General features: G+C 71.6%; 26 protein-coding genes and 1 pseudogene. 16 read left to right on the top strand and 11 right to left on the bottom strand.

What is annotated here, in order from left to right; translation table 11 throughout:
• Positions 1-804 carry a toll/interleukin-1 receptor domain-containing protein gene (locus ACFQPS_RS11405; RefSeq protein WP_377359063.1) on the top strand — a complete coding sequence of 268 codons (804 nt, stop codon included), beginning with the start codon at positions 1-3 and terminating at the stop codon, positions 802-804.
• A gap of 67 nt (positions 805-871) precedes the next feature.
• Positions 872-1,060, top strand: a pseudogene (locus ACFQPS_RS11400) (transposase); the annotation flags it as partial.
• An 8-nt stretch (positions 1,061-1,068) separates the two neighbouring features.
• Here ACFQPS_RS11400 and ACFQPS_RS11395 read toward each other — a convergent pair.
• The gene (locus tag ACFQPS_RS11395) at positions 1,069-2,106 is read right to left on the bottom strand and encodes a glycosyltransferase family 4 protein (protein ID WP_377359061.1); all 1,038 of its coding nucleotides are present in this window, start codon (positions 2,104-2,106) and stop codon (positions 1,069-1,071) included.
• Between the two features lie 222 nt (positions 2,107-2,328).
• On the opposite strand from ACFQPS_RS11395, the gene ACFQPS_RS11390 reads away from it, so the two are divergent.
• The 8 genes from ACFQPS_RS11390 to truA all read left to right on the top strand — a co-directional run bounded on the left by ACFQPS_RS11390 (position 2,329) and on the right by truA (position 8,574).
• Positions 2,329-3,540: an NAD-dependent epimerase/dehydratase family protein gene (locus ACFQPS_RS11390; protein WP_377359059.1), complete on the top strand. Its 1,212-nt coding sequence runs from the start codon at positions 2,329-2,331 to the stop codon at positions 3,538-3,540.
• A gap of 46 nt (positions 3,541-3,586) precedes the next feature.
• Positions 3,587-3,916, top strand: coding sequence for a nucleotidyltransferase domain-containing protein (locus tag ACFQPS_RS11385; RefSeq protein ID WP_377359057.1), 330 nt, complete (start codon positions 3,587-3,589; stop codon positions 3,914-3,916).
• The gene (locus ACFQPS_RS11380; RefSeq protein WP_377359056.1) at positions 3,891-4,331 is read left to right on the top strand and encodes a HEPN domain-containing protein; all 441 of its coding nucleotides are present in this window, start codon (positions 3,891-3,893) and stop codon (positions 4,329-4,331) included. Before ACFQPS_RS11385 ends, ACFQPS_RS11380 begins: the two co-directional genes overlap by 26 nt.
• Before the next feature lie 68 nt (positions 4,332-4,399).
• A complete protein-coding gene (gene rmuC, locus ACFQPS_RS11375; protein ID WP_377359054.1) occupies positions 4,400-5,986 on the top strand; it encodes a DNA recombination protein RmuC in 1,587 nt (528 codons plus the stop codon).
• A 113-nt stretch (positions 5,987-6,099) separates the two neighbouring features.
• On the top strand, positions 6,100-6,621 hold the full coding sequence (gene def / locus ACFQPS_RS11370; protein WP_377359052.1) for a peptide deformylase: 522 nt from the start codon (positions 6,100-6,102) through the stop codon (positions 6,619-6,621).
• A 27-nt stretch (positions 6,622-6,648) separates the two neighbouring features.
• A complete protein-coding gene (locus tag ACFQPS_RS11365) occupies positions 6,649-6,852 on the top strand; it encodes a hypothetical protein (protein WP_377359050.1) in 204 nt (67 codons plus the stop codon).
• Positions 6,853-6,886: 34 nt separating this feature from the next.
• Positions 6,887-7,816, top strand: a complete 930-nt coding sequence (fmt, locus tag ACFQPS_RS11360; RefSeq protein ID WP_377359048.1) for a methionyl-tRNA formyltransferase — start codon at positions 6,887-6,889, stop codon at positions 7,814-7,816.
• 20 nt (positions 7,817-7,836) lie between these two features.
• Complete coding sequence (truA, locus tag ACFQPS_RS11355; RefSeq protein WP_377359047.1) at positions 7,837-8,574, top strand: tRNA pseudouridine(38-40) synthase TruA; 738 nt, start codon at positions 7,837-7,839, stop codon at positions 8,572-8,574.
• 11 nt (positions 8,575-8,585) lie between these two features.
• Here the strand turns inward: truA and ACFQPS_RS11350 are convergent, their stop codons facing one another.
• From ACFQPS_RS11350 to ACFQPS_RS11335, 4 genes are all read right to left on the bottom strand, one after another.
• On the bottom strand, positions 8,586-9,167 hold the full coding sequence (locus tag ACFQPS_RS11350; protein WP_377359045.1) for a hypothetical protein: 582 nt from the start codon (positions 9,165-9,167) through the stop codon (positions 8,586-8,588).
• Positions 9,164-10,324, bottom strand: coding sequence for a succinyl-diaminopimelate desuccinylase (gene dapE / locus ACFQPS_RS11345; protein ID WP_377359043.1), 1,161 nt, complete (start codon positions 10,322-10,324; stop codon positions 9,164-9,166). Before dapE ends, ACFQPS_RS11350 begins: the two co-directional genes overlap by 4 nt.
• Before the next feature lie 5 nt (positions 10,325-10,329).
• Entirely contained in the window at positions 10,330-11,223 is an 894-nt protein-coding gene (dapD, locus tag ACFQPS_RS11340; protein WP_377359580.1) for a 2,3,4,5-tetrahydropyridine-2,6-dicarboxylate N-succinyltransferase, read from the bottom strand.
• 114 nt (positions 11,224-11,337) lie between these two features.
• Positions 11,338-12,081, bottom strand: coding sequence for a pyrimidine 5'-nucleotidase (locus tag ACFQPS_RS11335; RefSeq protein WP_377359041.1), 744 nt, complete (start codon positions 12,079-12,081; stop codon positions 11,338-11,340).
• 167 nt (positions 12,082-12,248) lie between these two features.
• Between ACFQPS_RS11335 and ACFQPS_RS11330 the strand changes: the two genes are divergently transcribed.
• On the top strand, positions 12,249-13,958 hold the full coding sequence (locus ACFQPS_RS11330; protein ID WP_377359039.1) for a sensor domain-containing diguanylate cyclase: 1,710 nt from the start codon (positions 12,249-12,251) through the stop codon (positions 13,956-13,958).
• A 10-nt stretch (positions 13,959-13,968) separates the two neighbouring features.
• Positions 13,969-15,261 (top strand): DUF2336 domain-containing protein, encoded by a 1,293-nt coding sequence (locus tag ACFQPS_RS11325; RefSeq protein WP_377359578.1) that lies wholly within the window; start codon positions 13,969-13,971, stop codon positions 15,259-15,261.
• A 72-nt stretch (positions 15,262-15,333) separates the two neighbouring features.
• Here ACFQPS_RS11325 and argB read toward each other — a convergent pair whose 3' ends face one another.
• Positions 15,334-16,251, bottom strand: coding sequence for an acetylglutamate kinase (gene argB / locus ACFQPS_RS11320; protein ID WP_377359037.1), 918 nt, complete (start codon positions 16,249-16,251; stop codon positions 15,334-15,336).
• Positions 16,252-16,466: 215 nt separating this feature from the next.
• Here argB and ACFQPS_RS11315 point away from each other — a divergent pair, with 215 nt between their 5' ends.
• Positions 16,467-18,383, top strand: a complete 1,917-nt coding sequence (locus ACFQPS_RS11315; RefSeq protein WP_377359035.1) for an alpha/beta fold hydrolase — start codon at positions 16,467-16,469, stop codon at positions 18,381-18,383.
• Positions 18,384-18,578: 195 nt separating this feature from the next.
• Entirely contained in the window at positions 18,579-18,746 is a 168-nt protein-coding gene (locus ACFQPS_RS11310; RefSeq protein WP_377359033.1) for a hypothetical protein, read from the top strand.
• Positions 18,747-18,810: 64 nt separating this feature from the next.
• On the opposite strand, the gene yihA is transcribed toward ACFQPS_RS11310, so the two are convergent.
• The 5 genes from yihA to rpmH all read right to left on the bottom strand — a co-directional run bounded on the left by yihA (position 18,811) and on the right by rpmH (position 22,550).
• Positions 18,811-19,485, bottom strand: coding sequence for a ribosome biogenesis GTP-binding protein YihA/YsxC (gene yihA, locus ACFQPS_RS11305; RefSeq protein ID WP_012567456.1), 675 nt, complete (start codon positions 19,483-19,485; stop codon positions 18,811-18,813).
• Positions 19,486-19,654: 169 nt separating this feature from the next.
• On the bottom strand, positions 19,655-21,478 hold the full coding sequence (gene yidC, locus ACFQPS_RS11300; protein WP_377359031.1) for a membrane protein insertase YidC: 1,824 nt from the start codon (positions 21,476-21,478) through the stop codon (positions 19,655-19,657).
• 69 nt (positions 21,479-21,547) lie between these two features.
• Positions 21,548-21,874, bottom strand: coding sequence for a membrane protein insertion efficiency factor YidD (yidD, locus tag ACFQPS_RS11295; protein ID WP_377359030.1), 327 nt, complete (start codon positions 21,872-21,874; stop codon positions 21,548-21,550).
• Positions 21,871-22,341 (bottom strand): ribonuclease P protein component, encoded by a 471-nt coding sequence (gene rnpA, locus ACFQPS_RS11290; RefSeq protein WP_377359028.1) that lies wholly within the window; start codon positions 22,339-22,341, stop codon positions 21,871-21,873. Before rnpA ends, yidD begins: the two co-directional genes overlap by 4 nt.
• 74 nt (positions 22,342-22,415) lie before the next feature.
• The gene (gene rpmH, locus ACFQPS_RS11285; RefSeq protein WP_012567453.1) at positions 22,416-22,550 is read right to left on the bottom strand and encodes a 50S ribosomal protein L34; all 135 of its coding nucleotides are present in this window, start codon (positions 22,548-22,550) and stop codon (positions 22,416-22,418) included.
• Positions 22,551-22,805: 255 nt separating this feature from the next.
• Here rpmH and ACFQPS_RS11280 point away from each other — a divergent pair, with 255 nt between their 5' ends.
• Positions 22,806-23,573, top strand: coding sequence for a TVP38/TMEM64 family protein (locus tag ACFQPS_RS11280; protein WP_377359026.1), 768 nt, complete (start codon positions 22,806-22,808; stop codon positions 23,571-23,573).
• Positions 23,574-23,586: 13 nt separating this feature from the next.
• Entirely contained in the window at positions 23,587-25,029 is a 1,443-nt protein-coding gene (locus ACFQPS_RS11275; protein ID WP_377359024.1) for a dihydrolipoyl dehydrogenase family protein, read from the top strand.
• Positions 25,030-25,049: the final 20 nt, after the last annotated feature.

Here is a 25,049-nt window from a genome sequence, read left to right as displayed (position 1 = left end):
ATGGCTCACCGCATCTTTCTCAGCCATAACCACAACGATAAGCCACTCGTCGAAGCCGTTGCGCTGAGGCTAGCAGCGATATTCGGTCAAGATCAAGTGTTCTACGACTCATGGTCGATTCGACCCGGTGACGGGATTATTGATCGAATGAACAAGGGGCTAGAGTCACCGGAGTTCGTGTTCTTCTTTGTTTCTGCGAACAGTCTTGCTAGCGGAATGGTGAAATTGGAGTGGCAGAACGCACTATATGGAGCGTCGAAGGGAAAAATTCAGATAGTTCCTGTTCGGGTTGATGGGAGTGAAATGCCGCCAGTGCTCAAGCAAACGCTGTATATCGATATGCACACTATCGGGCTTGAGGCTGCTATTTCACAAATTGTTAGCCTGACCCAGGGGCATGCCTCCTTCACCCCGCAGCATCAAGGATTTTCGAACCTCACGTTTGTGCAGACCACATATAGCGACGGTTCAATCGAGGTCACTGTCCAAGCGTCACACTTGATAGAGCCGAATCCGAACTTCGCTTTCGTTACGCAAAACGCTGAGGCGGAGATTGGATGGGAGATGAAAAACAAGCAGCCCTTTATCGGTGGTTTCAACAAGGATGCTTTCAAATTTATAAATGGAGGCACTGCACATGTAGTGTCGATGCGTCCAGTGGGTGGGGCGTTGACCCCTAGTTATCCTCTGAGAGTCACGTTCACCAAGAAGGGTTCGAAGCCCATCGACATCCTCGCAGTATTCCACCAGAAGGGCGAAACCGAGTGGGTTCCCGTTCCGATGGCTCAACCTCAGTGGATTTGAATTGAGATGGCCCAGAGCCCATTTGGAAAGGCCCGAAGCCGGGCTGGCTGCATGATTAAAGCTCGGGATGTGGGCCCGAGCGAACCGTGGCCGGATGGCCGAGATCGAGAGGAAGACGAAGCGTTACCCGACGGACCTGACCGATGAGGAATGGTCACGGATCGCGCCGCTTGTGCCGCCACCGGGCAAGACCGGTCGGAAGCGGGATGCGGACCTGCGCGAAATCCTGAACGCGATCCGCTACAGGACCCGCTCCGCCGCCCGCTACGCCGCCAGCGCGCGGGCGGGGGCGATGGGGGCGAGGTTGGCGAGGAACTCCTCCGTGCAGCGGCGCCAGGAGAAGCCCTCCGCGAAGGCGCGGCAGGCCGTGCGGTCGATCTCCAGGCAGCGCAGGGCGGCGGCGCGCAGGTCCTCGTCCAGCGCCCCCACCGGGCGGTCGCCGATCACGTCCAGCGGCCCCGGCACCGGATAGGCCGCGACGGGCGTGCCGCAGGCCAGGCTCTCCAGCGCCACCAGCCCGAAGGTCTCGAAACGGGACGGGAAGACGAAGACGTCCGCCGCGGCGAAGTGCCGCGCCAGATCGTCGCCCGTGCGGTAGCCCAGGAAATGCACCCCCGGATAGCGCGCCCGGTAGTCCGCCAGTTGCGGTCCGTCGCCCACCACCACCTTGCTGCCGGGCAGCTCCAGCCGCAGGAAATCCTCCAGGTTCTTCTCGGCGGAGACACGGCCGACATTCAGGAAGACCGGCCGCGGCAGGCCCAGGAAGTCGCGGTCGAAGCCGGGATCGCCGTCGAAGGGCCGGAACAGGCCCGTGTCCACCGCCCGGCCCCAGCGCCGGATGTTGCGGAAGCCCCGGCCGCGCAGTTCGCGCTCCAGCGTGTCGGTCTGGACCATGAAGCCGCTGCCGGCGTTATGGAACCAGCGTTGCAGGGCGAAGGGGATGTCGGCGGAGATGCGGAACTTGCGGGCGAAATAGTCGCCGAAGCGGGTGTGGAAGCTGGTCGTGAAGGGCCAGCCGCGCTTCAGGCACAGCCGCCGCGCGGCCAGCCCGATCGGCCCCTCCACCGGGATGTGGACGGCCTCGGGGGCGAAGTCCTCCACCATGCGGGCGAGGGCGCGGCCCGGCGCCACGGCCAGCCGGACCTCCGGATAGCTGGGGGCGGGCACGGTGCGGAAGCGGTCGGGGCCGATCACCTCGACCCGGTGGCCCAGGGCCTCCAGCTCCCGGACCGTGGTGGAGAGCGCACGGACGACCCCGTTGATCTGCGGGACCCAGGCGTCGGTGGCGAGCAGGATGCGCATGCGGACGGCGGCCTTTCGGTTAAGCCGGAGTGGGGCGGTGAAGGTTCCGTGACAGGCGGATGGTGGTATTGCGAGGGGTGGGCAATTCCTGTCTAGTTCGCCCGTCCCGGGGAACAGAGATCGGCGGAACGGTGCAAGACCACCGACAGCACTCCGGCGGTCCGGATCGTCTTTTCCGGATCATGATCCCTCCAGACAAGGACAAAGGGAAGGAAACGCGGCATGAAGGTCCTGATCCTCGGCGGGGATGGTTTCTGCGGCTGGCCCACGTCGCTTCACCTTTCCGCCCGCGGCCACCAGGTCACCATCATCGACAGTTTCGCCCGCCGCGACACCGATGCGGAGCTGGGCGCCGAGAGCCTGACCCCGATCCGGCCGCTGGACGAGCGGCTGGCGGCCTGGACGGAACGCAGCGGCCACCGCATCGGGTTCCGCGCGCTGGACGTGGCGCGCGACTACGACGCGCTGGAGGCCGCCTTCGCCCAGGAGCGGCCCGACGCCATCGTCCATTTCGCCGAGCAGCGCGCCGCGCCCTATTCCATGAAGTCGCCCCGGCACAAGCGCTACACGGTGGACAACAACATCAACGCCACCAACAACGTGCTCTGCGCCATGGTCGAGGCCTGCCCGGACGCGCATCTGCTGCATCTGGGCACCATGGGCGTCTACGGCTACGGCAAGGCGCGCGGCCTGCGCATCCCGGAGGGCTACATCGAGGCGACGCTGAAGTCCGGCGGGGCCGCGGCGGATGTGGAGATCCTGTATCCCGCCGATCCGGGCAGCATCTATCACATGACCAAGACGCTGGACCAGCTCCTGTTCTACTATTACGCGAAGAATGACGGGCTGCGCATCACCGACCTGCACCAGGGCATCGTCTGGGGCACCTCGACCCCGGAAACGGATCTGGACGAACGTCTGATCAACCGCTTCGACTATGACGGCGACTACGGCACCGTGCTGAACCGCTTCCTGATGCAGGCGGCCGTCGGCCATCCGCTGACCGTCCACGGCACCGGCGGCCAGACCCGCGCCTTCATCCATATCCGCGACACCGTGCGCTGCATCGAACTGGCGGCGCTCAGCCCGCCGGCGCGGGGGGAGCGGGTGCGCATCCTGAACCAGATGACCGAGTGCCACCGGGTCCGCGATCTGGCGGAGATGGTCGCCGGCATGACCGGCGTGCCGGTCGCGCAGCAGGAGAACCCGCGCAAGGAGGCGCCGGAGAACAACCTGGACGTGGCGAATGCGGGGCTGGTAGGCCTGGGCCTGACGCCGACCCGGCTCAGCGACGGGCTGATGCACGAGGTGATCGCCGTGGCCCGGCGCTACGCCGACCGCTGCGACACGTCGAAGATCGTCTGCACCAGCCGCTGGGTGAAGGACCGGACCCCGGGCCGCGGCGGCGACCCTTCCCGCGCGGCGGCGGAATAGCCGCGCCCCCTCCCGGCCCGCGGCCCCGCCGTGCTAGGATGCGGCCATGCCGGATGCCCTCGCGCCGAATGACCTCACGTTGCTGGAGATCGTGGACCGCCTCGTCGCGGCCTTCCGCCCGGAGGCGATTTACCTTTTCGGCAGCCGCGCCCGGGGCAGTGCCCGCACCGACAGCGACTACGACCTGCTCATGGTCCTGCCCGATGATTTCGGCCGCAGGCTCCACCCCCGGGAGGCCTATGAGGCAACCAGGGGGGTGGCTGCGCGCGTCGAGCTGTTCCCCTGCACCCGGCGCGGCTTCGAACGGGCGAAACGGCAGGTCGGCAATCTGAGCCACGAAGCCTTCGCCCATGGCCGCCTCGTCTATGGCCACTGAAACGGTCGCCGGCTGGCTCAGGCATGCGCGCGACGATCTGGCGATGGTCCGCAACGCCATCGACGGGCCGGTGCCGCTGCCGACCGGGGCCGCCTACCATTGCCAGCAGGCCGTGGAGAAGCTGGTGAAGGCGGTGCTGGCTGCGGCGGCGGTCCGCGTTCCCAAGAGCCACGACATCGCGGACCTGATCGCCCGCTTGCCGGATGCGCATCCGCTCCGGGACGTCCTGGCCCCCTGGGCCTGGATGACGCCCTTCGGCTACAGCTTCCGATATCCGTCCGCGAACCCGATGGAAGAAGCCTATGAGGAGCCCACCCTGGACGAGCTGCGCGGCTGGCTGGGGGAGCTGAGCGCGGCCGAGGCGGTGGTGCGGGCGGCCCTGCTGGGCGCGCCGGAGGGTGGCGCCGGCGCCTGACGTTCACTTCCCGTTCCCATGCCGGCCGCACTCGTCTAGTCTCCCCCGGTCGGTTTCCTGGGGGACCCATGCCGTTCACGATCGAGCCGCAGTCGCTGGGCATCGGCGCTGCCGTCGCCGCGATCCTGGTCTATGTGCTGGTGCGCCTGTCGGTGGCGCGGTCGGTCCTGGCCGCGGAATCTCGCGCCGCCGGGCTGCTGGCCGAGCGCGACTTCGCGCTGCGCCAGCTTGAGGCGATGAAGGACGAGGCGATCGAGCGCGACCGCCTGATCATCGACCTGCACGACCAGCAGGCCGAACTGGCCGCCGCCCGCGCCAGCGCGGAAACGGCCGCCGCCCGCGTGCCGGATCTGGAGCGGCGCCTGGAGGATCTGGCCGCCGATCTGGGCCTGGAGCGGCAGCGGGTCGAGCGCCTGTCCATGGCGGAGGAGGCGCTGCGCCAGCGGCTGGAGGAGAACCGGGCCCTGCTGTCCGGGGCCGAGGCGCGCTTCCGCGAGACCTTTCAGGCGCTGTCGCACGAGGCCCTGTCGGCCAACAACCGCCGCTTCCTGGAACTGGCGCAGGCGCAGCTTGAAAAGGTCCAGGAAAGCGCCCGGGGCGATCTGGAACGGCGCCAGCAGGCGATCGGGGAACTGGTCGGCCCCGTGCGGGAGAAGCTGGAGAAGTTCGACAGCGCCATCCACCAGCTCGAACAGGCCCGCGCCGGCGCCTATGCCGAGCTGAAGACCCAGGTCTCCAGCCTGATCGAGACGCAGGGCCAGCTCCGCAGCGAGACGGCCAACCTGGTCCGCGCCCTGCGCAGCCCGGCGACCCGCGGCCGCTGGGGCGAGATCCAGCTCCGCCGCGTGGTGGAGATGGCCGGGATGCTGGACCATTGCGACTTCCACGAACAGGTCAGCCACGACGCCGAGCAGGGGCGCCTGCGCCCGGACCTGCTGGTCCGGCTGCCCGGCGGCAAGACCATCGTGGTGGACGCCAAGGCCCCGCTGGAGGCGTTCCTGGATGCCGTCGGCACGACGGACGACGCGATGCGGGCGGCGCACATGGCACGCCACGCCCGCCACATCCGCGACCACATGAAGGCGCTGGGCGAGAAGCGGTACTGGAGCCAGTTCGAGCCGGCGCCGGAATTCGTCGTGCTGTTCCTGCCGGGCGAGAACTTCTTCTCCGCCGCGCTGGAGCAGGACCCGGCCCTGATCGAAGCGGGGATCGACCAGTCCGTCATCCCGGCCACGCCGACCACCCTGATCGCGCTGCTGCGCGCCGTCTCCTACGGCTGGCGGCAGGAGAAGCTGGCCCACAACGCGCGGGAGATCAGCGTGCTGGGCCGCGAGATGTACGACCGGCTGGGCGTCATGGCCGAGCACATGCAGCGGCTGGGCAAGGGGCTGGGCGGGGCGGTCGAGTGCTACAACAAGGCCGTCAGCTCGCTGGAGAGCCGGGTGCTGGTCACCGCCCGCCGCTTCAAGGAGCTGAAGGCCACGCCGGACAATGCGGAGATGGTGGAGCTGCTGCCGCTCGACCAGAGCCCGCGCCCGCCGCTGGCGCCGGACCCCGGCCCGCCGCAGGCGCGGGATCCCGGCCCACCGCAGGCGCGGGATACCAGCCCGCCGCAGGCGTCGGTTCCCTGGGTTCTGCCCGAGGCGCAGGGCTGATCCCGGCGGCGCCGGACGGACGCTTGCTTGACGCGCCCTTCACAGGGACCTATCTGGCTGGCCATAGTGGGTATTGCACAAATCCAGATCACCTCTCCCCGGATACGCCGTCCATGTCGCTGCTGAACATCCTGATCGTCCCCGATGCGCGGCTGCGCCAGACGGCCACCCCCGTCACCAACGTGGACGGCCGCGTCGCCCGCCTGATGGACGACATGCTGGAGACGATGTACAAGGCGCCCGGGATCGGTCTGGCGGCGCCGCAGGTCGGCGTGCTGGAGCGGGTGATCGTCATGGACATCGCCGAGCGCAAGACCGAGGCGCCGAACCCCATCCTGATGGCGAATCCGGAGATCATCGCCCGCTCCGACGAGCTGGCGACGGCGCAGGAGGGCTGCCTGTCCATCCCGGACATCTATGCCGACGTGACCCGCCCGCGGCAGGTGCGCGTCCGCTACGTGGACCGTGCGGGCGAGGTGCGGGAACTGGACGCGGACGGGCTGACGGCGACCTGCGTGCAGCACGAGATCGACCATCTGAACGGCGTGCTGTTCGTGGACTACCTCTCCGCCCTCAAGCGCAGCATGCTGCTGCGCCGCTTGCAGAAGATGCAGCGCAACAAGGCCGCGGGCTGACCCGCCGGCCGTCACGGGACCCCCTCCTTGCCCTACCTGATCCGTGATTCCCGCGACGAGACGCACCCCGAATTCGAGGGCTGGCTGGCGTCACCGATCTGGGTCGGCTACACCTGGAGCCGCAAGGCGGGTCTGGCCAAGCGCTTCGACACCCTGGCCGAGGCCACCCGGATCGCGCGCACGCTGAACGCGGCCCGCCGGTCGGTGGTGGTGGTCGAAGTCCAGGGCTGATCCCGCCCCGACCGTTCGCTTCCAGGATACCGCCATGGCCGGCCTGACGCTCGCCTTCATGGGCACGCCCGACTTCTCCGTCCCCATCCTCGACGCCCTGGTCGGCGCCGGGCACCGGGTGGTCTGCGTCTATACCCAGCCGCCCCGCCCGGCCGGCCGCGGCCACCAGCTCCAGCCCTCGCCCGTGCATCGCCGGGCCGAGGCGCTGGGCATCCCCGTGCGGCATCCGAAGTCGTTGCGCGTGGCCGAGGCGCAGGCGGAGTTCGCGGCGCTGGGGCTGGACGGCGCCGTCGTCGCCGCCTACGGCCTGATCCTGCCGCAGCCGGTGCTGGACGCGCCGCGGCTGGGCTGCATCAACGTCCATGCCTCGCTGCTGCCGCGCTGGCGCGGTGCCGCCCCGATCCAGCGCGCCATCCAGGCCGGCGACACGGTGAGCGGCGTCACCATCATGCGCATGGAGGCGGGGCTGGACACCGGCCCCATGCTGCTGAAGGGAGAGGTGCCGATCGGCCCCCGCACGGGGGCTCAGGCCCTGCACGACGCGCTCTCCGAAGAGGGGGCGCGGCTGATCGTGGCGGCGCTGGACGGCATCGCCGCCGGCCGGCTGGTGGCGGAGCCGCAGCCGGAGGAGGGCGTCACCTACGCCGCCAAGCTGGCGAAGGAGGAGGGGCGGCTGGACTTCGCGCTCGACGCCGCCACGCTCGACCGCCAGGTGCGGGCCTTCACGCCCTGGCCCGGCTGCTGGTTCGAGGCGGCGACGGGGGAGCGACTCAAGGTCCTGGCGGCGGAGCCGGTACCCGGCCGGGGCGAGCCCGGAACGCTGCTGCCCGGCGGGCTGACGGTGGCCTGCGGCGAGGGCGCCCTGCGCCTGCTGACGGTGCAGCGGCCCGGCAAGGCGCCGGTGGACGGTGCCGCCTTCCTGCGCGGCTTCCCGCTCGCGCCGGGCGCCCGGATCGTGGCCTGAGCCGGCCCGGAGGCGGGCGGATGCAGCGCTGGAAGCTGACCCTGGAATATGACGGCCGGCCCTTCGTCGGCTGGCAGCGGCAGGACAACGGTCCCTCCGTCCAGCAGGCGCTGGAAGAGGCGATCTATCGTTTCACCCAGGAAACGGTCACCGTCTCCTGTGCTGGCCGCACGGACGCCGGGGTGCATGCCCTGGCCATGGTGGCCAGCGTCGATCTGGCCCGCGAGGCGACGGCGGACAAGGTGCAGGCGGCCCTGAACTTCCACCTGAGGCCGCATCCGGTCGCCGTGCTGCGGGTCGAGCCGGTGGCACCGGACTTCCATGCCCGCTTCTCCTGCCTGGGCCGGGCCTATCTCTACCGCATCCTCAACCGCCGTGCCCCGGCGGCGCTGGAGGCCGGCCGGGTCTGGCACGTCCAGGGCGGGCTGGACGCGGCGGCGATGCACGAGGCGGCGCAGCGCCTTGTCGGCCAGCACGATTTCAGCAGCTTCCGCGCCTCGCTCTGTCAGGCGAAGTCGCCGGTGAAGACGCTCTCGGACCTGTCGGTCGCGCGGGTGGGGGAGGAGGTGCGGATCGTCGCCCGCGCCCGCTCCTTCCTGCACCATCAGGTGCGCAACATGGTCGGCACCCTGAAGCTGGTGGGGGAGGGGCGCTGGACCGCCGACAATGTGAGCCGGGCGCTGGCGGCGCGCAACCGTTCCGCAGCCGGTCCGACCGCGCCGGCGGCCGGGCTCTACTTCACCGAGGCCTGGTACTGAGGCCCGCGGGGTCAGGCAACCGGGAGGCCGACCATGGCGTCGGTCACGTTCTTGACCATGATGCTGATGAAGATGTCCACCGCCACCAGCCCCAGAGCACCCAGGCCGCCGACCCCGGCGGTCGCGCGGGCGATGAACCACTGGTAGGTCAGCACCCAGACGGTGGCGACGAACAGCAGCAGCTCCGCCGCCTGCTCGCCCAGCAGCCCACTGCGGTCCAGCGCATGGACGCCCAGCAGCAGGGCGACCTGGACCACGTAGGACCAGTTGTAGGCCGCGGCGTAGCGGCCGAACTCCTGCTGCTTGCCCGCGAGCTCCAGCACATGGAAGGCGACCAGCAGATAGGCCAGGATGCCGACGACCAGCCCCATCGATTCCAGCACCAGCCGGCCCGCCAGCATCACCGGCGGGAAACCGCCGCCGAGCTGGAACAGCAGCAGCAGCATGAAGCCCGGCAGCACCAGCCAGAGGGCGCGGAAGCTGGCCAGCGCCGCTTCCGGCGTGGCGTCGTACCAGGCCGCGGCCGTGGCGTCGAAACGGGCCAGGCGCCAGGCGCCGTAAAGACCGTAGAGCGCGTCGCGCGCGAAGCTCATGCCCGGCGTTCCGTGCCGGCGAACCAGCGTTCCAGCACCGTGCGGTAGATCGCCGTCAGGTCCAGCAGGTCGGCCACGGCCACGCGCTCGTCCACCTTGTGCATGCTGGCGCCGACCAGACCGAACTCCACCACCGGGCAGTGGTCCTTGATGAAGCGGGCGTCGGAGGTGCCGCCCGAGGTGCTCAGCTCCGGCGTCCGGCCGGTGTGCGCCTCCACCGCCGCGGCCACGATGTCCGACAGGGCGCCCGGCGGCGTCAGGAAGGCGACACCGCTGGTCTGCACCGTCAGGTCCCAGGCGCCGCCCACTTCTTCCAGCACGTCGCGGATATGCGCCTCCAGGCTCTCCGGGGTGTGCAGGTCGTTGAAGCGGATGTTGAAGCGGGCCGTGCCGCGGGCCGGGATCACGTTGCTCGCCGGGTTGCCCACGTCGATGCTGGTCAGGGCCAGGGTCGAGGGCTGGAAGTGCGGCGTGCCCATGTCCAGCGGGCTGGAGGCCAGCAGGTGCAGCGCCTCCGCCAGCCGCGGCAGCGGGTTGTCCGCCAGATGCGGATAGGCCGTGTGGCCCTGCGCCCCCAGCGCCGTCAGGGTCGCCGTCAGGCTGCCGCGGCGGCCGACCTTGATCATGTCGCCCAGGGCACGGGGATTGGTCGGCTCCCCGACCAGACAGGCGTCGATGCGCTCCCCGCGCGCCGCCATCCAGTCCAGTACCTTGCGGGTGCCGTTGACGGCCGGGCCTTCCTCGTCCCCCGTGATCAGCAGGCTGATGCTGCCCGGCGGCGGACCGTTACGATCCAGGAATGATCCCACGGCGGCGATGAAGGCGGCGACGCCACCCTTCATGTCCGCAGCACCGCGGCCATAGAGCTGGCCGTCGATTATTTCGCCCCCGAAAGGATCGACGGTCCAGGCCGCGGCATCCCCGGCCGGCACGACGTCCGTGTGGCCGGCGAAGCAGAAGTTCGGGCCCTGGTCGCCCAGCCGGGCATAGAGATTGTCCACCCGCTCCGTGCCCGGTTCCTGGAACGGCAGCCGGTGGCAGGTGAAGCCGAGCCCCTCCAGCACCGACTGCACCAGATCCAGCGCCCCGGCATCGGCCGGGGTGACGCTGGGGCAGCGGATCAGGTCGCGGGCGAGGGCGATGGGATCGGGGGCCACGTCGGTCAGTCCCGCAGCAGGTCGTTGATGCTGGTCTTGGCGCGGGTCTTCTCGTCCACCCGCTTGACGATGACGGCGCAGGAGAGGCCGGGGCCGGGGCTGCCGTCGGGCAGCGGCCGGCCGGGCAGGGTGCCCGGCACGACGACGGACCAGGCCGGCACGCGGCCGATGAAGACCTCGCCCGTGGCGCGGTCGATGATCCGGGTCGAGGCGCTGATGAAGACGCCCATGGAGAGCACGCTGCCGCGCTCCACGATGACGCCCTCCACCACCTCCGACCGGGCGCCGATGAAGCAGTCGTCCTCGATGATGACGGGGTTGGCCTGCAACGGCTCCAGCACGCCGCCGATGCCGACGCCGCCGGAGAGATGCACGTTGCGGCCGATCTGGGCGCAGGAACCGACCGTCACCCAGGTATCCACCATGGTGCCGCGGTCCACATGGGCGCCCAGATTGACGAAGCTGGGCATCAGCACGACGCCCGGCGCCACATGCGCGCTGTGGCGGACGATGGCGCCGGGCACGGCGCGGAAGCCGGCGGCCTTCCAGCGCGCCTCGTCCCAGCCGGCGAACTTGGACGGCACCTTGTCGAACCAGGTGGCGCCGTCCCCGCCGGGCAGGCCGGGACCGCCGGGGATGACGGCGTTGTCGGTCAGCCGGAAGGACAGCAGCACCGCCTTCTTCAGCCACTGGTTCACCCGCCAGCCACCGCCCTGGCTGCCGCCGTCCACCGGCTCGGCCACGCGCAGGGTGCCGGCGTCCAGCAGGCCCAGCGCCTCCTCCACCGCCGCACGGACGGGGCCGGTGGTGCCGGGATTGAGGCCGTCGCGCGCCTCCCAGGCCTGGTCGATCGTGCGGGCGAGGATGTCGGGGGCGGTGCTCATGGCAGGGGTCCGGATGGTCGCGTCGAAGGGGACGACGGGCGCGCCGGGACGATGGGACAGCCGGCCGGCCCTGTCAATCGGAGGCGCTCCGCCCTCACCCCGGCGCCCGTCGGAGGGGCGCCGGCAGGCTCACAGGACCGGCGGGGCGCCGGCTTCCAGCCAGTCGATCAGGTCGTCCACGACATGGTGGATGTGGTCGCCATGGCCGACGCCGCCGCCGTCCGGGCGGGACCAGTCGGCGTCCGTGCGCAGCCACACCGTCGTCATGCCCAGCGCCGCGGCCGGGGCCAGGTTGCGGGCGATGTCCTCCACCATCACGGCGCGGGCCGGCTCCACCCCGTGGCGCTCGACCAGGGTGCGGTAGGGCCGCGGGTCGGGCTTCGGCACGTAGCCCGCGGCCACGATGTCGAACACCGCCTCGAAACGGCCCTCGACGCCCAGCCGGGCCAGGATGTTCTCGGCATGGCGGACGGAGCCGTTGGTGTAGACCAGCTTGCGGCCGGGCAGGGCGTCCAGCGCGCGGGCCAGCCGTTCCGACGGTTCCACCGGCGTCACGTCGATGTCGTGGACATATTCCAGGAACGGCACCGGGTCGATGTCGTGCTCGACCATCAGCCCGCGCAGGCTGGTGCCGTGCTCGCGGAAATACTTCTTCTGCTTCGCCCGCGCCTCTTCGTAGGGCAGGCCGAAATACTCCGCGATGAACTCGCCGATGCGGCGGTCCACCTGGGCGAACAGGTTGCAGCTCGACGGATAGAGGGTGTTGTCCAGGTCGAACACCCAGGTATCGATGCCGGACAGGCTCCGGGCCCCGGCGGGCCGAGCGGGGGAGGCGTGTCCGGCGGGCCGGACGGGGGAGTCTTGTATCGTCATGGCGGGGAGAATGGGCGCGGCCGCCCCGCGGGGCAAGCCCGGCCATCACCCGTCCGCTCCCGCCGGGCCGCGGGTCGGCCCTGCCTCCCGGTCAGGTGGACGCGGGGGGCCGGCTGGGCTAGTCCTGATGCCCGAGTGGGAGTGCGATCCGGAGCGGAGCCGCCGGCGTGGAAACAGAATCCGTACCGACCGCCCCGCCGCCCCTGGACGGGGCTGAGGCGGCGGCCATCCTGGCCGGCTGGCCGGGACCCGCGCTGCGCCTGACGGCTGACGGCGCGCTGTGCGCCGCCAACGCCCGCTGCGTTCCCCTGGACACGGGCGGCGGCACCTGGCGCGAGGACCTGTCCTGGTGGGTCGCCAGCGGCGGTCCGCGGCTGGACAGCACCCGCTCCGTGCCGGTGGCGACCGGCTCCGGCCCCGGCGTCGTGGAGTTCGCCGCTGTCCCCCTGCCGGACGGCGAGGTGCTGCTGCTGGGGCGCGACGTGACGCTGGAGCGCCGGCTGCGCCACGCCCTGACGGAGTCCCGCCAGCGCTACAAGGATCTGGTGGACATCTCCTCCGACTTCGCCTGGGAGACGGGGCCGGACGGGCGCTTCGCCTTCGTCTCCCCCGCCGGGGCCATCGGCTACCGGGCGGAGGAGCTGCTGGGCCGGCACCCCGCGGATCTCGTGCTGCCGGACTTCGCCGACCAGCCGCTGCCCTTCGACACGCGGGTGCCGATCGAGCGGACGGAGGTCTGGCTGCGCGACCGCTCGGGCGAGCCGGCCTGCCTGATCTCCTCCGCCGTGCCGCTGACCGGGCCGGGCGGGGAATGGCTGGGCGCGCGCGGCGCCTGCCGCGACATCACCGACGCCCGCCTGCGTGGCATGGAGCTGTCCCGCGTCCGGCTGCGCGAGAAGTATCTGGGCTTCATCGTCTCCTCCACCCGCGACGACGTCGATCCCACCCGCACGCTGGAGATCGCGGCCGGTGTCGCGGTGAACGCCACCGGTGCCGCCGGCGCCCTGGTCTTCGCCAAGGCGGGGGAGGGCTACGGACCCGCGGCGCGGCAGGGCACGCTGCCGCCGGTGGCGGCGGATGCGCTGCCGGCTCTGCTGGCTGCCGCGGCGGAGAGCGCCGAGGGCTGCGAGACGGTGGCCGGGCCGGTGCGCCTGCTGGCCGGGCGCACCCTGTTCCGCAACGAGGTGAACGGCGCGGTCCTGGCCTGGCGCCCGGCAGAGGAGACGTGGAGCGCGGACGACATCTCCATGGTCGCGGCGATCGCCGACCATGTCGGTGTCGCCGTCGCCCAGGCCCGCTACCAGGAACGGCTGAAGACCCTGTCCGAGCGCGACGGGCTGACCGGGCTCTACAACCGGCGCACCTTCATGGAGCTGCTGGAGCAGCGGCTGGAGCGGCACCGCGGCGGCTCCTCCGCGCTGCTTTATTTCGACCTGGACAATTTCAAGGCGGTCAACGACCTGCTCGGCCACACGGCGGGCGACGGGGTGCTGAAGGCGGTGGGCACGCTGCTGGTGCGGCTGGCCCGGCCGGGCGATCTGACGGCGCGGCTGGGCGGCGACGAGTTCGTGCTCTGGATCGAGCGGGTGGACGAGGCCCAGGCCCTGCGGGTGGCCGACCGGCTGCTGCGCGAGGCGGCGGAGTTCCTGCGTCCCCTCTCGGCCGCGCCGGACCGGCCGCTGGGCGTCTCCATCGGCGTGGCGCTCTATGCCGGCGGCGGCGGCGAGCCGGCGCAGGGGCTGGTGGACCGCGGCGACCACGCCATGTATGCCGCCAAGCGCCAGGGCAAGGGCAACCGCGCCCTGGCGCCCGCGGCGGCGATCGGAAGCGGAACGGCCGGCGAGGACGCCTCGGCCGGCGGCACGGGTGGAGAGTGATCCGGTGAGCATGAAAGGTCCCGAGGATCGCCCCCTCGGCGGTGTCGACTACGACACGGCGAAGCGGCTGGCGACCAGTCCGGACGCGGTGGAACGGCGCTTCGTCGCCGGCCGGGCGGAGACGCGGCCCGAGATCCTGTACTTCCTGGCCGCCGACCAGAGTGCGGAGGTGCGGCGGGAGATCGCCCGCAACACCAGCACGCCGCGGCAGGCCGACCTGCTGCTGGCCGCCGACCCGGACGAGGGGGTGCGCTCCAGCCTCGCCGCCAAGATCGCTTCCCTGGTCCCGCATCTGCCGGCCGAAAAGGTCGGGCAGCTTGAGAAGCTGACCCTGGAGGTGCTGGAGACGCTGGCCCGCGACCAGGCGGTGACCGTGCGCCGGGTGCTGGCGGAAACGCTGAAGGACCAGCCCGGCGCCCCGGCGCAGGTGGTGCAGCAGCTCGCCCGCGACCTGGAGCTGTCCGTCAGCGGGCCGGTGCTGCGGCACTCCCCCATCCTGACCGACGAGGATCTGCTCCAGATCATCCGGGCGCAGCCGCTGGACGGCGCGCTCGTCGCCATCGCCGAGCGCGCCGGCCTGTCCGGCGACGTGGCCGACGCCGTGGCCCGGACGGACAGCGAAGGGGCCGTGGCGGCGCTGCTGGCCAACCACTCCGCCCAGATCCGGGAGGAGACGCTGGACCGGATCATCGAGATGGCGCCACGGCACGAGCCCTGGCACGGCCCCCTGGTGCGGCGCCCGACCCTGCCGCCACGGGCGGCGGCGCGCATCGCCGGCTTCGTCAACGACCAGCTTCTGAAGGTCCTCCAGGCCCGCCCGGACCTGCCGGAGGAAACGCGCGCCGCGGTCAGCGAGGCGGTGCGCCGCCGCCTGCCGGGCCTGTCCGCGCCAGCGGCGGCACCGCGGGCCGGGACGGCGGAGGCGCTCCACGACGAGGAGGAGGAGCCGAAGGAGCGGCCGGGCGACCGCGCCCGCCGGCTGCACGCCGCCGGGGTGCTGGACGAGGAGGTGATCTCCGACGCCCTGTCCATGGGCGACCGCGGCTTCGTGCTGACGGCGCTGTCGCTGCGCGCGGGCATCCCGCTGGACACGGTGGACAAGATCGTCGGCGGGCAGAGCCCGCGCGGGGTCACGGCCGTGTGCTGGCGGGCGAAGCTGGGCATGCGCTTCGCCCGCCAGGTGCAGCTCCGCCTCGCCATGATCCCGCCCTCGGCCGTGATGAACGCCAAGGACGGCACGGACTACCCGATGACCGAGGCCGAGATGAAATGGCAGCTCGAATTCTTCGGGGTGAAGGTGTGAGCGGACCGGTGTGAAGGCCCGCCGCCGGCGCTCCGTTGCGCCGGCGGCCAGAGGTCAGGGAGGGGGTGCGGCCTATTTCCGGCCGATCAGGGTGCCGGCCCCGCCCTCGGTGAACAGCTCCAGCACGATGGCATGGGGCACGCGGCCGTCCAGGATCACCGCCGCCTCCACCCCGCCGGCGACGGCGCGCAGGCAGGTCTCGATCTTCGGGATCATGCCGCCGGTGGCGGTGCCGTCGTCGATGGCGCGCTGCGCCGCGTCCACCGACATCTCGGGGATCAGGCGCTTCTGCTTGTCCAGCACGCCGGCCACGTCGGTCAGCAGCAGCAGCCGGGTGGCGTTCACCGCCGCGGCGATGGCGCCCGCCGCCGTGTCCGCGTTGATGTTGTAGGTCTGGCCGTCCTCCCCGATGCCGATGGGGGCGATGACGGGGATGATGTCCGCCTGTTGCAGCTTGTGCAGCAGGCCCGGATTGACGCGGAACGGATCGCCGACGAAGCCCAGGTCGATGACCTTCTCGATGTTGCTGTCGGGATCGCGCTTGCTGCGGGTGACCTTGCGCGCCTCGATCAGATCGTCGTCCTTGCCCGACAGGCCGACGGCATCGCCGCCGGCATCGTTGATCAGGGCCACGATCTGCTTGTTGATGGAGCCGGAGAGGACCATCTCCGCGATCTCCACCGTCTCCTTGTCGGTGACGCGCAGGCCGTCCACGAATTCCGACTTGATCTTCAGCCGCTCCAGCATCTGGCCGATCTGGGGACCGCCGCCATGCACGACGACGGGGCTGATGCCCATCTGCTTCATCAGCACGATGTCGTTGGCGAAGCGGCGCCCCAGGCTCTCGTCGCCCATGGCGTGGCCGCCATACTTCACGACGACCGTCTTGCCCGCATAGCGGCGCATGAAGGGCAGCGCCTCGGACAGGGTGCGGGCCTTGGCGAGCCATTCCTCGCGGCTGGGCGTGGCGGCGGGGGCGGGGGTGCTCATGGGCGACGGTGTCCCGGGCTGATGGCGGTCAAACGGGCCGTGGATACACCGGACCGCCGGCCGGGGCAATCCGGCATCCGACCCGCTGCGGCTGCCGTTCCGGACGGGTCCCCGCCGCCTGCGCCGCGCCCGCCGGTGCCTGCGGCGCGATTTCCGTTGCGCCCGCTGTGCGGTGCGCTAACCCTTGCCCCGGCTGTTCCGGACGGGGATCAGGGATGCGTGTGTCGGGTTCCGTGTGGCGCGCCGCGGCGATGGTCGTGGCGGCGATGCTCTGTGGCGTGGGTCTTCAAGGGAGCGCGCGGGCGGCAGCGCCGCCCGGACCGGCCGGGGTTCCCGCCGCCACCTATGCCGAAACCGCCTGTCCCGACGACCTGGAGGTCGATGACGCCCTGCGGGCGCGCCTGAGCTGCGGCACGGTGCAGGTGCCGGAGCTGCGCGACGGCCGGCCGACGCGGATGCTGTCGCTGCCGGTGGTGCGGATGGCGCCGCGCGAGCCGTCGGACGCGCTGCCGGTGCTGGTGCTGCACGGCGGTCCCGGCGGCTCGGCCGTGCCGCATCTGCGCCAGTTCGCGGACCATCCGCTGACCGGGCGGCACCCGCTGATCCTGTTCGACCAGCGCGGCGGCGACCGCACGTCGCCCCGGATCTGCCCGGACCGGATGGCGGTGCGGGCCTTCGACCTGCGCGACGACGGCCCGGCGGCGCAGATGCGCGACTGCCTCGCGGAACTGCGCGCCAAGGGCGGCGCCCCCGAGGGCTATACGGTGGCGGCGGTGGCCGCGGACGCCGCCGACCTGCGCCGGGCCCTGGGTTTTGCCGCCTGGGACGTCTTCGCCGAATCCCACGGGACGCTGGTGGCGCTGGTGCTGATGGCGCAGGACCCGGACGGGCTGCATGCCGTGGCGCTGGACAGCACGGTGCCGCCCTGGTCCGCCGTCACCGACGGGGTGCGGCAGGGGGCGGACGTGCTGGTCCGGCTGGCCCGCGCCTGCGCCGCCGAGGCGCCCTGCGCCGCCGCCTTCCCCGACCTGGAGGCCCGCTTTCTGGCCGAGGCGGAACGCCGCCACGCCGCCGGTCAGGCGCGGCTGGCCACCTGGCTGGGCGTGCTGCAACGGACCTTCTACGACCCCAACATGCTGCGCGTCGGGCCGCTGCTGATCGACCGCTTCGCGGCGGGGGAGACGGGCTGGTTCCGGCTGATGGGCCGGCGCATGTCGGTCGGCCGGCCGACGGCGATGGACGGCTTCCTCGCCATCAGTTGCAGCCGCTTCGACCCCGCCCGCGAAGAGGCGGAGGCCGCCGCGGCCCGGGCCGCCTTCCCGCAGATCGCCGCGGCCATGGAATCGGACAGCATGGCGCGGGCCTGCGCCGAATGGCCGGTGCGGGAGGCCCTGCCCTTCCCCGAGGGCAGCCCCGTCCGCACCCTGCTGATCCATGGCGCCTTCGACCCGATCACGCCGGTCGAGCATGGCCGCGCCGTGGCCGCCCGGCTGGCCGACGCCCGCGTGCTGGAGGTGCCGGCGGCCAGCCATGGCAGCAGCCTCGCCCGGCCCTGCGGGCGGGAGGCGCTGCGCCTGTTCTTCGACGGGCAGGACCCGTCCGCCGCCTGCGCCGGGGCGGAGCCACTGCGCTTCGCCCTGAGCGTGCCCTACATGACCGGCGGCTGGCTGAACGCCACCCTGAACCCGGTCACGGCCGCGCTGGGGCAGGCCCTCACCCTGGCGCTGGGGCCGGCGGCGCTGCTGGCGGTCTTCGCCCTGATCCGGGGGCTGGTCCGGGGGCTGGTCCGGGGCGGCGGGCTGCGCTGCGCCCGGCGCCGGCCCTGGTTCTGGCTCCAGCTTGCCGTGCTGGTGGCCGCCGCTGCCCGCGCCGCCCAGGCCGTGGCGGAGGCGGAACTGGCGACGGAGGCCGGGGCGCTGCTGATCCTGGGCGTGCCGCAATGGTTCGTGCCGGTGCTGGCGGCGCCCTGGATCGTGCTGGCGCTGGGCGTGGCGGCGGCGCTGCGCTGGCGGGCGGAACCGGGGCAGGGACCGGCGACTCCCGGCGGCCGGGCGATGCTCGGGCTCGGCATCGTGCTGGCCGGGGTCTGGTTCGTCGTTTCGACGCGGCTGGGGCTGGCCCTGGGGCTTTGACCTCCCGATCGGGCCAGTGATCTTCACCGGATCGCGTTTTCTGCCATCCGGTGGTGGAAACGACCATCGTCGCTGCGGCCAGGGCCTGGAATTCCGCGGATTCCGGACCTGGCACGCCGCTTGCTGATAAGGGGACAGGACCGGACGAGCCGGTCACCCCGAAGAAGCCAACCCGATAAGACGATGGAGACGACGATGACCATGCTGACCGAGACGACCACCACCGCGATCACCGGCACCGAGACCACCGGCACCCTGGCCGCCCTGACCGAGTTCCTGCCGTCCATGGAGGATCTGGTCGAAGGCCTGCCGGCTCTGGCCTCTGCGGTGGTGATGGTGGCGACCCTGGCCGGGATGTTCTGAGCCCGGCCCCGGTTCCCCCGCCGGCGCTGCGCGGCCGGTTTCCCCGGTCCGCCGGGAGGGGGGATCAGAGAGCCGGAGCGGCGAGGCGGGTCAGCGTCGCCCGCAGCTCCGCGATGCCCAGACCGCTTTCCGAGGAGGTGGCCATCACCTCCGGATGCGCGGCGGGATGTTTCACCAGGGCGGCCGCCACGGCCGCCCGGGCATGGACCAGGGCCTTGTCGGTGAGCTTGTCGGCCTTGGTCAGCACGATCTGATAGGCCACGGCCGCCTGGTCCATCATCTTCATCATGTCGATGTCCTGCGGCTTCAGGCCGTGCCGGGAATCGACCAGGACCAGGGCCCGGCGCAGGGTCACGCGCCCCTTCAGGTAGGATTTGGCGAAGTCGGTCCAGGCGCTGGAGGTCTCCTTGGAGACCTTGGCGTAGCCGTAACCCGGCATGTCCACCAGCACCAGCCGGTCGCCCAGATTGAAGAAGTTGAGCTGCTGCGTGCGGCCGGGCGTCTGGCTCGTGCGGGCCAGCGTCACCCGCCCCGTCAGCGCGTTGACCAGACTGGACTTGCCCACGTTCGAGCGGCCGGCGAAGCAGACTTCCGGCAGGTCCGCCTCGGGCAGTTCCGAGGCCGCCGGGGCGCCCCAGAAGAAATTGCACTCCCGCGCGAAGAGCAGCCGCCCGGCCTCGATGTCCTCGGCCGTCAGGTCGTCCGCCAGCGACGGGGTGATCTCCGGTGTCTGCGCCATGTCCCGTCCCTCTGCTGCCGCGACGCGGGTCGCGGTGGAACCCTGATCTTATCCTGATCTTACATAAAAGTCGGCCCGCCGGGGCTGCCGGCGGGCCGTGTCGTCCGTCGGACGGTCCGCCGCCGGGCCCGGGTGGGGCCGCGGCGGCCGGAGCGTCCGGTCTGGCGGATCACGCCTTCTTCGGCGCCGTCTTCGTGGCCATGCCCATGCGGCGCATGATGTACCACTGCTGGGCGATGGCCAGCAGGTTCGACCAGGTCCAGTAGATGACCAGACCGGCCGGGAACGCCGCCATCATGTAGGTGAACAGGAACGGCAGCACCATGAAGATGCGCTGCTGGATCGGGTCCGGGTTCGCCGGGCTGATCTTCTGTTGCAGCCACATGGTGAAGCCCATCATCAGCGGCAGCGCGCCGACCATCAGGAAGCCCGGCGGGCTCCACGGGATCAGGCCGAACAGGTTGAACACCGTGGTCGGATCGGGCGCCGACAGGTCGGTGATCCAGCCGTAGAACGGCGCGTGCCGCATCTCGATGGTGACGAACAGCACCTTGTAGAGGGCGAAGAACACCGGGATCTGCAACAGGATCGGCAGACAGCCCGAAAGCGGGTTCACCTTCTCCTGCTTGTACAGCTCCATGGTCGCCATGGAGAGCTTCTGCCGGTCGTCGCCATGGCGCTTGCGCAGCTCCTCCATCTTGGGCTGGAGCAGCTTCATCTTGGCGAAGGCCTTGTACTGCTTGTTCGCCAGCGGGAAGAAGGCGAGCCGCAGCAGCACGGTGAAGACCAGGATGGCGATGCCGAAGTTGCCCAGCGCCTGACCCAGCAGATCCAGGCCGTAGAAGAACGGCTTGGTCAGGAAGTAGAACCAGCCCCAGTCCACGGCGTAGCTGAAGCGGGTGATGCCCAGCTCGCTCTCATAGGCGTCCAGGGTGCGGACGATCTTGGCGCCGGCGAACAGCCGGTGCGTGCTCGCCGCGGTGGCGCCGGGCGCGACCGTCAGGCCCTGGCCGCGGAAATCCACCTGATAGAGCGGCTGGCCGCCCTGGTCCTGGTGCAGCACGCGCACATCCACCGGGGAGGCCTGGTCGGGCACCAGCGTGACCAGCCAGTACTTGTCGGTGAAGCCGAACCAGCCGCCCGTCGTCGTCTGGGTGGCGGGCTGGCTGCTGTCCTTGAGGTCGCTGTAGTCGAACTCCCGCAGCGTGCCGTCGAACACGCCCAGCGCACCTTCGTGCAGGATGAAGAAGCCGCTGGTGGTCGGGGTGCCGCGGCGCTGCACGAAGCCGTAGGGGTGCAGCGTCACCGGCTGGCCGGACTGGTTGGTCACCCGCTGGGTGACCGTGAACATGTAGTCGCGGTCGATGGCGATCTCACGCTCGAACACCAGCCCCTGGCCGTTGTCCCAGCGCAGCACCACCGGGTTGTCCGGGGTCAGGGAGCCCTGGGAGACCGGCTGCCAGTCCGTGGTCGGGCCGGGCAGGGGCTGGCCCGCCGCGTCGGCCGTGGGCACCCAGCCGAACTCCGCGAAGTAGGGCTGGCTGGTGCCGACCGGCGACAGCAGCACCACCTCGGGGCTGCTCTTGTCCGGGGTGACGTGGTAGTTCGCCAGCGTCAGGTCGTCGATGCGGCCGCCGCGCAGGTTCACCGAGCCGTGCAGGCGCGGCGTGTCCACCTGGACGCGCTGGCTGTCGCCCAGCACGGCGCCGCGGTCGCGCGGGGCGGCGGGCACGGCGTCCGTCGGCGCCGGAGCGCCGGGGGCCGGGACGGGGATGTCCCCCGCCGGACCGGGAACGGTCGAGCCGGGGACGGTCGAGCCGGGGACAGTGGCGCCGGGCACGGCGGCCGGAGCGGTCTCCGCCTGGAGGGCCGCCTGCTGCTGGCGATACTCCTCCAGCGCCTGCTGCCGCGGTCGCTCGTAGAAGTAATTGAACCCGAACAGGATCGCGACCGAGATCACGATCGCCAGGATGAGGTTCTTCTGGTCCGTCATGGGATCTGAGGCTTCTGTTCGAGGTCCGTCCGCGCCGCCCGTGCGGGCCGGCGGCATTCCCGGGGCAGGTCAAATCCCGCCGCGACTGGCCCCGTCTTGCGGGTGGCGGCCAGAATCGCAGCAGGCGTGGCTATGGGGAGTCGTCCGCGGCTCCCGGCCCTCCGTCCCCGGTACGGGGTCCCAGCCGGAACCGCCCCAGGGATGGCAGCGCAGGATGCGCCGCACCGCGAGCCAGGAGCCGCGGACGGCCCCGTGCTTAGATAGGGCATCCAGCGCGTATTCGGAACAGGAAGGGACGTACCGGCAGCTCGGACCCAGCAGCGGCGAAACGACCCACCGGTAGAGATGGATCGGCGCGCGCAGCAGCCAGACCAGCGGGCTGACGGTGGAGGTCACGGCCGGTCTCCGCCGGCGGCGGGGCCCGCCATGGTGTCCGCCATGGGGGCGGGGGACGTGTCCGGACTCCCGTCCGCCGGGGGCGGTGCGGTCGCTGCGGACACGGCAACGCCATCGCGCCAGGCCTTCAGCCTTTTCAGCGCGGTGGCGAGGTCCTGCTTGAGATCGGGCCAGGGCCGGCGCACCGTCTCCCCCCGCGCCACCAGCACGAAATCGTACCCGGCGGCGGCATGGGGGGCCAGCACCTCGGCCACCGCCGCGCGCAGACGGCGACGGGCGCGGTTACGCTCAACCGCGCCACCCACCTTCTTGCTGGCAGTGAAGCCCACCCGCACGGCCGGTTCGTCCGGCCGCGGGTGCTGGCGCTCGTCATGGGCGCGGGCCTGCAAGATCAGGCCGGGCGCGGCCCACTTGCGGCGGGCACCGGCGACGGCAAGGAACTGCGGCCGCCGGGTCAGGCGCCCCACCCCTGGACCGTTCCCGAAGGCCGATTCAGGGACCGACGCAGCCTCGGAGGCATCGCGCCGGGGGGCCATCGGACTCAGGCCGACAGACGCTTGCGGCCCTGGGCGCGGCGACGGGCCAGCACCTTGCGGCCGCCGACGGTGGCCATGCGGGCGCGGAAGCCATGGCGGCGCTTGCGCACGAGCTTGCTGGGCTGGAACGTACGCTTCACGGCAGGTACTCCAAAGTGAGACGTTGAAAACGAAGCGCGTTGTATAGTGACGCCGGGTGCATGAGTCAACCGCACCCCAGGCCCCGGATGCGCAATCCTGGACCGAGCTGTCAGAACCGGCGAACAGGCCCGATCGGTAAGCCGGCACTGGCCGGACCGCGGGCCGCATCTAGCTCCTTTTGCCGGAGGGGCGCCCGCAAGGCAAGCCCCCGCCGCACCGCATCCTCGGAATCGCCGACCGGAGCCGCCCGCCCGATGGCCCCCCCGACCACGCCCGATCCTCTGCCGGCCTCCCCGCCAGCTTTCCCGTCCGCGGCTCCGTCCTGGCGGCGTTTCCTGCCGCTGGGGGTCGTGCTGACGGCCCTGGTCGCCTTCTTCGCGCTCGGGCTCGACCAGCAGATCAGCTATCAGGGGCTGGCCGCCAACCGGCAGGCGCTGAACGACCTGGTGGCGGCGCACCGCGGGCTGGCGCTGCTGGTCTTCGTCGCCGTCTATGCGGGGCTGGTCGCCGTCTCCGTCCCCGGTGCCACGGTGCTGACGCTGGCCGGCGGTTTCCTGTTCGGCACCCTGCTGGGCGGGGCGGCGGTGGTGGTGGCCGCCACGCTGGGGGCGGTCGGTATCTTCCTGGTCGCCCGCACGGCCCTGGGCGACGGGCTGCGCCGTCGCGCGGGTCCCTGGCTCGGCCGGCTGGAGGACGGGTTCCGGGAGAACGCCGTCAGCTACATGCTGGTGCTGCGGCTGGTGCCGCTGTTCCCCTTCTTCCTGGTCAATCTGGTGCCGGCCTTCCTGGGCGTGCGGCTGCGCGACTATGCGGTCGGCACTGTCGTCGGCATCCTGCCGGGCAGCTTCGTCTACGCCTCCGTCGGGGCCGGGCTGGGGGCGGTGTTCGACGCCGGCCGGCTGCCGGGGCCGGAGGATCTGGGCCGGATCGAGTACATCGCCCCGCTGGCCGGGCTGGCCCTGCTCTCGCTGCTGCCCGTTCTCTACAGGCGGCTGCGCCGGCGGCCCGCCCCCACCTCCTGACCGGGATACCCGCATGGCCGAGACGATCGACACAGACATCCTGGTCATCGGCGCCGGTTCCGGCGGGCTGAGCGTCGCCGCCGGGACGGCGCAGCTCGGCCGGCCCACGGTGCTGATCGAAAAGGACAGGATGGGCGGCGACTGCCTGAACACCGGCTGCGTCCCGTCCAAGGCGCTGCTGGCCGCGGCCCGGGTGGCGCACGCCGTCCGCACCGCCGGCCGCTTCGGCGTCGCGGCGGGGCCGCCGGTGGTGGACCCGGCCGCCGTGCAGGCCCACCTGCGCGGCGTCATCGCCGCCATCGCGCCGAACGATTCGGTCGAGCGATTCACCGGCCTGGGCGTGCGGGTGCTGAAGGCGGCGGCCCGCTTCACCGGGCCGGACACGGTGGAGACGGAGGCCGGCCAGCGCCTCCGCGCCCGCCGCATCGTCGTCGCCACCGGCAGCCGGCCGGCACTGCCGCCGATCCCCGGCATCGAGTCGGTGCCGGTGCTGACCAACGAGACGATCTTCGACCGGCTGCCCCTGGGCGGGCACCTGCTGATCGTCGGCGGCGGCCCGATCGGGGTGGAGATGGCGCAGGCGTTCTGCCGGCTGGGCACCCGCGTCACCGTGCTGGAGCGCGCCACCCTGCTGCCCAAGGATGACCCGGAACTGGTGGCGGTCGTGCGCGCCACCCTGCGCGAGGAGGGGGTGGAGATCGTCGAGGGGGCGGAGATCCTGCGGCTGGAACCCGTCCCCGGCGGCGGCGTGGTCGCCGTGCTGCGGGAGGCCATCTCGGGCGGCGAGCGCCGGATCGAGGGCACCGACCTGCTGGTCGCCGCCGGGCGCCTGCCGACCGTGCAGGGGCTGGGGCTGGACGCGGCCGGCATCGCCTGGACGGCGAAGGGCATCAGCGTGGACGCGCATCTGCGCACGACCAACCGCCGGGTCTATGCCGTCGGCGACGTGGCGGGCGGGCCGCAGTTCACCCACGTCGCCGGCTACCAGGCCGGGCTGGTCGTGCGCAACATGCTGTTCCGGCTGGCCCCGGCCCGGGCGGACTACACCGCGCTGCCCCGGGTCACCTACACCGCGCCGGAGCTGGCCCAGGTCGGGCTGACCGAGGCGGAGGCGCGGGAGCGCTACGGCGACGGCGTGCGCGTCTCCCGCTGGCCGCTGCATGAGAACGACCGCGCCCAGGCGGAGCGGGAGACGGCCGGCCTCGCCAAGCTGGTGCTGGACCGGCGCGGCCGCATCCTGGGCGCGGGTATCGTGGGTGCCCAGGCGGGGGAGCTGATCCAGCCTTGGGTGCTGGCCCTGTCGCGCCGGCTGTCGGCCCGCGCTTTCACCGGTATCATGGCGCCCTACCCGACGCTGGGCGAGGTCGGCAAGCGGGCGGCCGGCGCCTTCTACAGCCCCGCCCTGTTCAGCGACCGCACCCGCCGGCTGGTCCGGGTGCTGAGCTGGTTCGGCTAGGGGTGGTCAGGGTCAGGCCG

The sequence above is a fragment of the Rhodocista pekingensis genome, assembly GCF_042665545.1.
In the GTDB taxonomy this organism is placed as follows: domain Bacteria; phylum Pseudomonadota; class Alphaproteobacteria; order Azospirillales; family Azospirillaceae; genus Rhodocista; species Rhodocista pekingensis.
The sequence above is the reverse complement of the archived record's forward strand: the minus strand, read 5'-3'. Positions and strand labels throughout refer to the sequence as shown.

Bases quoted from the DNA above. Each gene is read 5' to 3' on its own strand.
- ACFQPS_RS11405 (WP_377359063.1), top strand. From the start codon at position 1: ATGGCTCACCGCATCTTTCTCAGCCATAACCACAACGATAAGCCACTC.
- ACFQPS_RS11395 (WP_377359061.1), bottom strand. From the start codon at position 2,106: ATGCGCATCCTGCTCGCCACCGACGCCTGGGTCCCGCAGATCAACGGG.
- ACFQPS_RS11390 (WP_377359059.1), top strand. From the start codon at position 2,329: ATGAAGGTCCTGATCCTCGGCGGGGATGGTTTCTGCGGCTGGCCCACG.
- ACFQPS_RS11385 (WP_377359057.1), top strand. From the start codon at position 3,587: ATGCCGGATGCCCTCGCGCCGAATGACCTCACGTTGCTGGAGATCGTG.
- ACFQPS_RS11380 (WP_377359056.1), top strand. From the start codon at position 3,891: ATGGCCGCCTCGTCTATGGCCACTGAAACGGTCGCCGGCTGGCTCAGG.
- rmuC (WP_377359054.1), top strand. From the start codon at position 4,400: ATGCCGTTCACGATCGAGCCGCAGTCGCTGGGCATCGGCGCTGCCGTC.
- def (WP_377359052.1), top strand. From the start codon at position 6,100: ATGTCGCTGCTGAACATCCTGATCGTCCCCGATGCGCGGCTGCGCCAG.
- fmt (WP_377359048.1), top strand. From the start codon at position 6,887: ATGGCCGGCCTGACGCTCGCCTTCATGGGCACGCCCGACTTCTCCGTC.
- truA (WP_377359047.1), top strand. From the start codon at position 7,837: ATGCAGCGCTGGAAGCTGACCCTGGAATATGACGGCCGGCCCTTCGTC.
- ACFQPS_RS11350 (WP_377359045.1), bottom strand. From the start codon at position 9,167: ATGAGCTTCGCGCGCGACGCGCTCTACGGTCTTTACGGCGCCTGGCGC.
- ACFQPS_RS11335 (WP_377359041.1), bottom strand. From the start codon at position 12,081: ATGACGATACAAGACTCCCCCGTCCGGCCCGCCGGACACGCCTCCCCC.
- ACFQPS_RS11325 (WP_377359578.1), top strand. From the start codon at position 13,969: ATGAAAGGTCCCGAGGATCGCCCCCTCGGCGGTGTCGACTACGACACG.
- argB (WP_377359037.1), bottom strand. From the start codon at position 16,251: ATGAGCACCCCCGCCCCCGCCGCCACGCCCAGCCGCGAGGAATGGCTC.
- ACFQPS_RS11315 (WP_377359035.1), top strand. From the start codon at position 16,467: ATGCGTGTGTCGGGTTCCGTGTGGCGCGCCGCGGCGATGGTCGTGGCG.
- ACFQPS_RS11310 (WP_377359033.1), top strand. From the start codon at position 18,579: ATGACCATGCTGACCGAGACGACCACCACCGCGATCACCGGCACCGAG.
- yihA (WP_012567456.1), bottom strand. From the start codon at position 19,485: ATGGCGCAGACACCGGAGATCACCCCGTCGCTGGCGGACGACCTGACG.
- yidC (WP_377359031.1), bottom strand. From the start codon at position 21,478: ATGACGGACCAGAAGAACCTCATCCTGGCGATCGTGATCTCGGTCGCG.
- ACFQPS_RS11280 (WP_377359026.1), top strand. From the start codon at position 22,806: ATGGCCCCCCCGACCACGCCCGATCCTCTGCCGGCCTCCCCGCCAGCT.
- ACFQPS_RS11275 (WP_377359024.1), top strand. From the start codon at position 23,587: ATGGCCGAGACGATCGACACAGACATCCTGGTCATCGGCGCCGGTTCC.